The sequence below is a fragment of the Pseudomonas sp. genome (assembly GCF_050739995.1).
Classification (GTDB): Bacteria; Pseudomonadota; Gammaproteobacteria; order Pseudomonadales; family Pseudomonadaceae; genus Aquipseudomonas.
The window spans coordinates 1-10,046 of sequence record NZ_JBOICG010000440.1 but is presented as its reverse complement, the minus strand read 5'-3'; the positions used below and the strand labels follow the sequence as shown (position 1 = coordinate 10,046).

Sequence of the window (10,046 nt, the reverse complement as noted above, 5' to 3'; positions counted from 1 at the left end):
AGCCGGTGGATGGCAGCCGATTGCCGCTGCATTACCACGATGAAAACGGCAAATCCCAGGTGAGTTTGCGGCCAAGCGCCGAGTTGATCGCCCAGGCCGACGATGAACGCCTCGCCGAAGACCTGCGCTTGTTCTACGTCGCCCTGACCCGCGCCAAGCACGCCTGCTGGCTGGGTATTGCCGACCTCAAGCGTGGCAACAACAGCAGCTCGGTATTGCACCTGTCCGCGTTGGGCTATCTGCTCGGCGCAGGCGCCGCCTTGAGCGAGTCCGCCGGGCTGGCGCGCTGGTTGTTGGACCTGCAGGAAGGCTGCGCCGCCATCCACTACGGCCACGTGCCCGAAGCGCAAGACATCGTGTTCCACCCGCCGCGCAACGACGCCACCTTACTTGCGCCATTGCTGCCACAGCGCAAGGCCGCCGAGAACTGGTGGATCGCTTCCTACAGTGCTTTGAGAATCGGCGACAGCATGAGCGCCGCCAATCTTGAAGCACCGGAAAGCCCGCAAGCCCAGAAACTGTTCGACGACGAACGTCTCGACCCCGACGCACCGCGCGAGGTGGTGGCTTCCGGCGGTGACATTCACCGTTTCCCACGTGGCCCGAATCCAGGGACCTTCCTCCACGGCCTGTTGGAGTGGGCGGGGGAGGAGGGCTTCAACGTGACACCCGAGGCCATCGAAAAGGCTGTCGGCGCGCGTTGTAATCGGCGTAACTGGGAGGGCTGGATCGTCACTCTCAGCGGCTGGCTGGGTCATTTGATGCAAACGCCGCTGTCGGTAGATAACGATCTCGTCACGCTCAACAGTCTGGCGCACTACCAGATCGAAATGGAGTTCTGGTTCGCCAGCCATAAAGTCGATGTGCTCGTCCTCGACAAGCTGGTGTGCCAGTACACTCACAATGGCGTCTCCCGAGTGGCCGCCGAACCGGTGTTGCTCAATGGCATGTTCAAGGGTTTTATCGACCTGACTTTCGAACACGCCGGCCGCTATTACGTGGCGGATTACAAATCCAACTGGCTCGGCCCCGACGATTCGGCCTACACCGTTGATGCCATGGAACAGTCGATTCTGGAACATCGGTACGACCTGCAATACGTGCTTTACCTGCTGGCCCTGCACCGCCAGCTGAAGGCCCGACTACCGGATTACGACTACGACCGCCACGTCGGCGGCGCGCTGTATGTATTCCTGCGCGGCACCCAGTCGGCAAGCAAAGGTGCGTATTTCACCCGACCGCCACGAGAGTTGATCGAAGGCCTGGACCTGCTGTTCCAGGGCAAGCCCATCCCGCCCAAGGTTGAGCCCGCCTGGGAACAAGGAGTTCTGCTATGAGCCTGTCGCCTCTGCCGCTTGAGGAATTGATGCCCCTCGATCGCGCCACCGACCTGGTGCAGTTGCTGGAGCGTTGGGTGGATCGCGGCTGGTTGCGGGCCCTGGACAAAGCCTTTGTCGGTTTCCTGCATGAACTTGACCCACAGGCCGATCCTTTGGTGCTGCTGGCGGCAGCGCTGACGAGCCATCAACTGGGCCATGGCCACGTGTGCCTTGACCTGTTCGAAACCCTCAAGGCGCCGGATTTTGCCCTGTCATTGCCGCCAGAAGGTGATCTGCAGACCGGCGCCATGTTGCTGCCGTCGCAATTGCTTGACGGCCTGGATGGCGCCCATTGGTGCCATACGTTAGCCGCCAGTCATTTGGTCGCGTTGGCGGTTGATGGCAGTGAGGATGCTCAAAGTCGCCCGTTGGTGTTGTCCGGCAAACGCCTGTATTTGCGCCGCTACTGGACTTACGAACGGCGCATCGATAGCGCTTTGCGCCTGCGCCTGGCCATTCAGGAAACCGTCGCTGCCGATTTGCCGCAACGCCTGAACAGTTTGTTCGATCAACCTCCGCCGGATGGCGTGATCGACTGGCAAAAACTCGCCTGCGCCCTGGCAACGCGTGGTGCATTCAGCATCGTTACCGGTGGCCCCGGTACGGGCAAGACCACCACCGTGGTGCGCTTGCTCGCGTTGTTGCAGGCTCCGGCCGTTGAGGTCGGCAATCCGCTGCGCATACGCCTGGCCGCACCCACCGGTAAAGCCGCTGCGCGCCTGACCGAGTCCATCAGCCAGCAAGTACTGTCGCTGAACGTGCCTGACAGCGTACGGGAAAAAATCCCCACCCAGGTCACCACCGTTCACCGCCTGCTGGGCAGTCGTCCGGGTACCCGGCACTTCCGCCATCATCTCAGCAACCCGCTGCCCCTGGATGTGCTGGTGGTAGACGAAGCCTCGATGATCGACCTGGAAATGATGGCCAACCTGCTGGATGCCTTGCCGCCCCATGCGCGGTTGGTATTGCTGGGTGACAAGGATCAACTGGCTTCGGTGGAGGCGGGTGCCGTACTCGGTGATTTGTGCCGCGATGCCGAGGCCGGCTGGTACAGCCCGGATACCCGCCAATGGCTGCAAGCCGTCAGCGGCGAAGACCTCAGCGCCAGCGGCCTGCAGGAAGACCGCGACAGCAGCCACCCGTTGGCCCAGCAAGTGGTGATGCTGCGCTACTCGCGGCGGTTCGGTGAAGGCAGTGGCATCGGCCAACTGGCGCGTTGGGTCAACCAGCAGAATGCCGAAGAAGCACGTAAATTACTGGCCGCGCGCAGCCACGATGACCTGTACTGTCTCAGCCTCAAAGGCGAGCACGACCACGCCCTGGAGCGCCTGGTACTGGACGGGCAGGGCGGGGACGCCCAAGGTTATCGCTATTATCTCAACCTGCTGCGCAGCGCGCGCCCAGCCCTGGACACTCCGCGGGAAGATCCCGCCTGGACCCACTGGGCGCAACAACTGCTGCAAGCCTTCGATGCCTTCCAACTGTTGTGTGCCGTGCGTAAAGGCCCTTGGGGTGTCGAAGGACTGAACCTGCGTATCACCGCCGCGCTGCGCAAAGTGCGGCTGATCGAAGGTGACGACCCCTGGTACGAGGGCCGTCCGGTGTTGATGACCCGCAACGATTACGGCCTGGGCTTGATGAACGGCGATATCGGTATCGCCCTCAAGCTGCCCGAAAGCGATGGCGGCCCTCAGGTGTTGCGTGTGGCTTTCCCACGTAACGATGGCCAGGGTGGTGTGCGCTTTGTGCTGCCCAGCCGTCTGAACGATGTGGAAACGGTGTACGCCATGACCGTGCACAAATCCCAAGGCTCGGAATTCACCCATACCGCGCTGATCTTGCCGGATGCCCTGAATCCAGTGCTGACTAAAGAACTCATTTACACCGGCATCACCCGCGCCAAGCGCTGGTTCAGTCTGGTCGAGCCCCGAGGCGGTGTGTTTGAGGAGGCGGTGCGACGCAAGGTCAAGCGCTTGAGCGGACTGATGCTGGAGCTGGACGCCGTGTCTGAATAAACTGACTGTCGGGTCATGAAATATTTCTGATTCAACTGTCGGATTTTTCTGGAAAAATAGCGAACCCCGCGTAAGCCGTGTTTCACGGGGTTTTCCGCCGCTGTGCTATCGTTGCGGCATCACCTTGAAAAAACCTGAGAGTATCGCTGCATGAACGTGGCTGTCTCGCCCACAGAACGCAGTTTGAGCTGGAGACGCATGTTACTGGTGGCGATGCTGTGCCTGCTCGCGCCACTTGCATCGGCCCAATCGCCCAGCCTGGCGGATAACCGCGCCCAGGCAGTCACCCAAGTGGTACTCGGTATCCTCAGTTACGCGCGTTGGCCGGTGGAGCCCGCGCAACTGCGCCTGTGCATCGTCGGTCCCACCCAATACACCGACGATCTGATCAAAGGCACCACCCAGGCCACCGGCCGTCCGGTACTGGTGCGGCGCCTGTTGGCCGATAATCCCGATATCGTCAGCGCATGCGACGCCGTGTACATCGGCAAACTCAGCGCTGATGAACGCACACGGTTGTTTACCTCGTTGATCGGCCACCCGGTGCTCAGCATCAGTGAAGGCGGCGACCAATGCACCGTAGGCAGCCTGTTCTGCCTGCGGGTGAACGACGAACAGGTGTCGTTCGAGGTCAACCTGGACTCTGTCGCGCGCAGTGGCGTGCGCATTCACCCCAGTGTGTTGCAACTGTCCCGTCGCCGAGCCCCTGTGCCATGAGCACCGTTAAAGTGCGGCCGACCCTGCGTTCGGTCATCGGCCGTGGGCATCTGATCCTGGCCTTGGTGGCCGTGACTCTGGCGAGTGTGTCCCTGACCCTGCTTGGTGTGCTGGCGCTGCGAGTGTACGCCGATCACAACCTGCACCTGATTGCGCGCTCCATCAATTACACCGTGGAAGCGGCGGTGGTGTTCAACGACAGCGCCGCCGCTACCGAAGCCCTCAGCTTGATCGCGTCCACCGAAGAAGTGGCCCAGGCCGAAGTCTTCGACGCTAATGGCAAACTACTGGCGCAATGGGTGCGCCCGGAAACCGGGATGCTGTCGCAGATTGAACTGGTGTTGGCGCACACCCTGCTCGAACAACCCATCAGCCAGCCGATCCTGCACCAAGGGCGTACCGTGGGCAGCATTCATGTGGTCGGCCACGGTGGCAGCCTGCTGCGCTTTTTGCTCAGTGGCTTGGCCGGCATTCTGATCTGCACGGCCCTCAGCGCCTGGATCGCGTTGTTTCTGGCGCGGCGCCTGTTACAGGGCATCACAAGGCCGTTGCAAAGTCTTGCCGCCGTGGCCCACGCCGCCCGCAGCGAGCGCGATTTCGACCGTCGCGTGCCACCGGCGCAGATCGCCGAACTCGACAGCCTGGGCAGCGACTTCAACGCTTTGCTCGGTGAAATGGAGGCCTGGCAGAGCCACCTGCAAAGCGAAAACGAAACCCTCGCCCACCAGGCCAGCCACGACAGCCTGACCGGTCTGCCCAACCGTGCGTTCTTCGAAGGCCGCCTGATCCGCGCCCTGCGCAGTGCGGCCAAGGTCAACGAGCGCGTAGCCGTGTTGTTTCTCGACAGCGACCGCTTCAAAGACATCAATGACAACTTCGGCCACGCCGCTGGTGACGCCGTGCTGGTGGCCGTCGCCGAGCGTGTACGCGCGCAACTGCGCGAAAATGATTTGGTGGCACGCCTGGGCGGTGATGAATTCGCGATCCTGCTGGCGCCGTTGCACAAGGCCGAAGATGCCCGGCGCATTGCCGACAAGATCATCGCCAGCATGGACGTGCCGATTCCGCTGCCGGGCGACAGCCAAGTGTTGACGTCCCTCAGTATCGGCATTGCCATTTACCCCGATCATGGTGCCACTCCCGGCACCTTGCTCAACGCCGCCGATGCGGCGATGTACCAGGCCAAACGTTTGTCTTCGGGCGGCCAGCAAACGGCGGAATCGGAGCCCACCGCCGCAAATGTTAACCACAGGAGTTGATCCCTTGTTCTCGACCGCGCGTTTTATGTTTATTACCTTACTGGTGGCATTCCTTGCCCTCGGCGGCTGCCAGACGCCCCCACCCAAAGGCCTGACCCCAGCCCAAGTCGCGGTCCTCAAACAGCAAGGCTTTGAACTCACCGATGAAGGCTGGGCGTTCGGGCTGTCCGGTAAAGTGTTGTTCGGCAGCGACATCGAAAGCCTTAACAAAACCAGCACCGACATCGTCGAACGCATCGGCAAAGCCCTGGTGGGCGCGGGCATCGAGCGCGTACGCGTTGACGGCCACACCGACGCCTCGGGCAAAGAAACCTACAACCAGCAACTGTCCCTGCGCCGCGCCAAAAGCGTGGGCAAGGTACTCACGGGTGTGGGCATGAAGGAAGAAAATATCCAGCTGCGCGGCCTGGGCAGTAGCGAGCCGGTGGCACCGAACACCACGGTAGCGGGGCGTACCGAGAATCGACGGGTGTCGATTGTGGTGATCGCGGACTAAGCGGGCTTACCCAATTCCAATGTTGCAATGCAGTCAAATGTGGGAGCTGGCTTGCCTGCGATGGCGGTGTATCAGCAGCAGATGTGCTGTCTGACCCAACGTCATCGCAGGCAAGCCAGCTCCCACACTTATTCGTGCCTGACCTGAACCTTGTGCTCGCCACCATCCCAATGTGGGAGCCGGGCTTGCCCGCGATGGCGGTGTATCAGCGGCAGATGTGCTGACTGACCCAACGTCATCGCAGGCAAGCCAGCTCCCACACTTATTCGTGCCTGACCTGAACCTTGTGCTCGCCACCATCCCAATGTGGGAGCCGGGCTTGCCCGCGATGGCGGTTGCTCAGTCAAGGATTTATTGACTGGTTCATCTCACACAGGGCGGAGGGATAGCGCTGGGCAGGACTGCCTTGGTGTATGACCAATTGGAAGACGGAGCGCTGGTTGCGCTGAACAGCCCCGTGATGATGTCGCCAGCGGCCTATTACATCATTTGTCGAAACGGGCGGCAGTCGGAGCCGGATATTGCTCGGTTGATTGAATGGCTCAAGGTGAGCGCGGGTGAGTTTCTGCGGAACGTTCGAGCGCGGCATCCACAAGTAGTCGGGGCTAGTGCGGTTTAACTGTGGGGGCAGGAGCGAGTCTCCCTCACTGACTGGCAAACCGCATCTCCCGCGTCTCCCCCATCAACAACCCCTGATTCCGCTCCGTCACCTCCCTGATGTAATCCCACAACAGCGTAATCCGCTTCAACTTCCTCAGATCCTCCCGGCAATACATCCAGAACTGGCGAGTGATAGAAATCTGCTCCCCCAGCACCGGTAACAACCGTGGGTCCTGCGCCGCCAAAAAGCACGGCAATATCGCCATCGACCGCCCCTGCTGCGCCGCGACGTACTGCGCGATCACGCTGGTACTGCGCAAACTCGCGCTGGCGCCGGGCACCACGTTCGCCAGATACAGCAGCTCCGAGCTGAACGCCAAATCATCCACATAGCTGATAAACGGATGCTCAGCCAAATCCGCGGGTTTGCGGATCGGCGGGTGTTGGTCGAGGTATTCCTGGGTCGCGTACAGCTGCAATTTGTAGTCGCACAGTTTGCAGCACACGTACGGACCATGTTCCGGGCGTTCCAAAGCGATGACGATGTCGGCTTCGCGCTTGGACAGGCTGATGAAGTGGGGCAGGGGCAGGATGTCCACCGAGATTGCCGGGTAGGTGTCGACGAAGTGGCTCAACTGCGGGGTGACAAAGAAGCTGCCGAAACCCTCGGTACAACCCATGCGCACGTGGCCGGACAGCGCGACGCCGGAGCCGGAGACTTGTTCGCACGCCATGTGCAGGGTGCTTTCGATGGATTCGGCATACCCGAGCAAACGCTGGCCCTCGGCGGTGAGGACGAAGCCGTTGGTCCGGGATTTTTCGAACAGCAGCGTGCCGAGCGACACTTCCAGTGAACTGATACGCCGCGACACGGTGGTGTAGTCCACCGCCAGGCGCTTGGCGGCGACGCTGGCCTTGCGGGTACGGGCCACTTCGAGGAAAAACTTCAGGTCATCCCAGTTCAGGGAGCCCAGTGATGTGATGTTTTTTTGCATATTGGTCCGGCTTTTATGTGCGTTCTTATTAGAGATTTGCACATCTATACTCCAAAAATAGTCCGAACGCCTCATTCCCAAGGCGATTCACGCGCCTTGTCTCTGCATAACTACAAGATTGGAGACCACATGAACGCATCTGCCGATATTTCCGTGCAACAGGTCAAGTTGCTGATCAACGGTGAATGGGTCGAGTCCAAGACCACCGAGTGGCAAGACATCGTCAACCCGGCCACCCAGCAAGTGCTGGCCAAAGTGCCGTTTGCCACCGCCGATGAAGTCAACGCTGCCATTGATGCCGCCCACCGTGCCTTCCAGACCTGGAAGCTGACGCCGATCGGCGCACGCATGCGCATCATGCTCAAGCTGCAAGCATTGATCCGCGAACATTCCAAGCGTATTGCCGTCGTCCTCAGCGCCGAGCAGGGCAAGACCATTGCCGATGCCGAGGGCGATATTTTCCGTGGCCTGGAAGTGGTGGAGCACGCCTGTTCCATCGGTACCCTGCAAATGGGGGAGTTCGCTGAAAACGTCGCCGGAGGCGTAGACACCTACACACTGCGTCAGCCTATCGGCGTGTGTGCGGGGATCACGCCCTTCAACTTCCCGGCGATGATTCCGTTGTGGATGTTCCCGATGGCGATTGCCTGCGGTAACACCTTCGTGCTCAAGCCGTCCGAGCAGGACCCGTTGTCGACCATGCTGCTGGTGGAGCTGGCGCTGGAAGCCGGTGTCCCGGCGGGCGTGCTTAACGTGGTGCACGGCGGCAAGGATGTGGTGGATGCGCTGTGCACCCATAAAGACATCAAGGCCGTGTCCTTCGTTGGCTCGACTGCCGTGGGTACCCACGTCTATGACCTGGCCGGAAAACACGGCAAGCGTGTGCAGTCGATGATGGGCGCCAAGAACCACGCCGTGGTGCTGCCAGACGCCAACCGTGAACACACCCTCAATGCCCTGGTCGGCGCCGGTTTCGGTGCGGCGGGCCAACGTTGCATGGCCACCTCAGTGGTGGTGCTGGTGGGCGCCTCCAAACAGTGGCTGCCGGATCTGAAAGCGCTGGCGCAGAAACTCAAGGTCAACGCCGGCAGCGAAGCGGGCACGGATGTGGGCCCAGTGATTTCCAAGCGCGCCAAGGCTCGCATCCTGGAGCTGATCGAAAGCGGCGTGAAAGAAGGTGCCAAGCTGGAGCTGGACGGCCGTGACATCAAGGTGCCGGGCTTCGAGCAAGGCAACTTTGTCGGCCCGACCCTGTTCTCGGGCGTGACCACCGATATGCAGATCTACACCCAGGAAATCTTCGGTCCGGTGCTGGTGGTGCTGGAAGTCGCCACACTCGATGAGGCCATCGCGTTGGTCAACGCCAACCCGTTCGGTAATGGCACCGGCCTGTTCACCCAGAGCGGCGCGGCGGCGCGTAAGTTCCAGAGTGAAATCGATGTCGGCCAGGTCGGTATCAACATCCCGATCCCGGTGCCGGTGCCGTTCTTCAGCTTCACCGGCTCCCGTGGCTCCAAGCTTGGTGATCTCGGTCCGTACGGCAAACAAGTGGTGCAGTTCTACACCCAGACCAAAACCGTGACGAGCCGCTGGTTCGATGACGACACGGTCAACGATGGCGTCAACACCACCATCAACCTGCGCTGATTCCGGGAGACGACCATGAAGATTGCATTTATCGGTCTGGGCAACATGGGCGCACCGATGGCCCGCAACCTGATCAAGGCCGGCCACGCGCTGAACCTGTTTGACTTGAACCAGGCGGTACTCAAGGAACTGGCTGAACTGGGCGGCAGCATCAGCGATTCACCGCGTGATGCGGCCAATGGCGCCGAACTGGTCATCACCATGCTGCCGGCCGCTGCCCATGTGCGCAGCGTCTGGCTGAATGAAGACGGTGTACTCGCCGGCATCGGCAAAGGCGTGCCGGCTGTGGATTGCAGCACCATCGACCCGCAGACCGCCCGCGATGTGGCCACTGCAGCGGCCAAGCAAGGCGTGGTGATGGCCGATGCACCGGTTTCCGGTGGCACCGGTGGCGCCCAGGCTGGGACGTTGACCTTCATGGTCGGCGCCACTCCTGAACTGTTCGCCACCCTGCAACCGGTGCTGGCGCAGATGGGCCGGAATATTGTGCACTGCGGCGACGTCGGCACCGGCCAGATCGCCAAAATCTGCAACAACCTGTTGTTGGGCATCAGCATGGTCGGCGTCAGCGAGGCCATGGCCTTGGGTGATGCACTGGGGATCGACACCCAAGTGCTGGCAGGGATCATCAACAGCTCCACCGGGCGCTGCTGGAGTTCCGATACCTACAACCCATGGCCAGGAGTGATCGAAACTGCACCGTCGTCCCGTGGCTACACCGGTGGGTTCGGTGCCGACCTGATGCTCAAGGATCTGGGCCTGGCCACCGAAGCTGCGCGTCAGGCCAAGCAGCCCGTGATTCTGGGCGCCGTGGCCCAGCAGTTGTATCAATCGATGAGCCAGCGTGGGGAAGGCGGCAAGGACTTCTCGGCGATCATCAACAGCTATCGCAAGCCCAAATAGGGTTGACCTGTAGTGAGCGGGCTTGCCCCGCGCTG

8 protein-coding genes are annotated in these 10,046 nt (G+C 61.2%); 7 read left to right on the top strand and 1 reads right to left on the bottom strand.

The genetic code is table 11. The annotated features are described in order from the left end of the window. The 5 genes from ACRESD_RS14640 to ACRESD_RS14620 form a co-directional block, all read left to right on the top strand. Window positions 1-1,337: PD-(D/E)XK nuclease family protein (locus tag ACRESD_RS14640; protein ID WP_431751567.1), on the top strand; the 1,337-nt coding region annotated here is incomplete at its 5' end. After that, window positions 1,334-3,394 (top strand): exodeoxyribonuclease V subunit alpha, encoded by a 2,061-nt coding sequence (gene recD, locus ACRESD_RS14635; protein WP_431751566.1) that lies wholly within the window; start codon window positions 1,334-1,336, stop codon window positions 3,392-3,394. The genes ACRESD_RS14640 and recD, both read left to right, overlap by 4 nt. 150 nt (window positions 3,395-3,544) lie before the next feature. After that, window positions 3,545-4,111, top strand: a complete 567-nt coding sequence (locus tag ACRESD_RS14630) for a YfiR family protein (protein WP_431751565.1) — start codon at window positions 3,545-3,547, stop codon at window positions 4,109-4,111. Continuing rightward, entirely contained in the window at window positions 4,108-5,370 is a 1,263-nt protein-coding gene (locus ACRESD_RS14625) for a diguanylate cyclase domain-containing protein (RefSeq protein ID WP_431751564.1), read from the top strand. Before ACRESD_RS14630 ends, ACRESD_RS14625 begins: the two co-directional genes overlap by 4 nt. A 4-nt stretch (window positions 5,371-5,374) precedes the next feature. Further along, a complete protein-coding gene (locus ACRESD_RS14620) occupies window positions 5,375-5,866 on the top strand; it encodes an OmpA family protein (protein ID WP_431751563.1) in 492 nt (163 codons plus the stop codon). A 644-nt stretch (window positions 5,867-6,510) separates the two neighbouring features. Here the strand turns inward: ACRESD_RS14620 and ACRESD_RS14615 are convergent. Next, entirely contained in the window at window positions 6,511-7,461 is a 951-nt protein-coding gene (locus ACRESD_RS14615) for a LysR family transcriptional regulator (RefSeq protein ID WP_431751562.1), read from the bottom strand. Window positions 7,462-7,590: 129 nt separating this feature from the next. Between ACRESD_RS14615 and ACRESD_RS14610 the strand changes: the two genes are divergently transcribed. Both ACRESD_RS14610 and mmsB read left to right on the top strand, forming a co-directional pair. Further along, the gene (locus ACRESD_RS14610; RefSeq protein ID WP_431751561.1) at window positions 7,591-9,108 is read left to right on the top strand and encodes a CoA-acylating methylmalonate-semialdehyde dehydrogenase; all 1,518 of its coding nucleotides are present in this window, start codon (window positions 7,591-7,593) and stop codon (window positions 9,106-9,108) included. Between the two features lie 15 nt (window positions 9,109-9,123). Then, the gene (gene mmsB, locus ACRESD_RS14605) at window positions 9,124-10,011 is read left to right on the top strand and encodes a 3-hydroxyisobutyrate dehydrogenase (protein ID WP_431751560.1); all 888 of its coding nucleotides are present in this window, start codon (window positions 9,124-9,126) and stop codon (window positions 10,009-10,011) included. Window positions 10,012-10,046 lie beyond the last annotated feature (35 nt).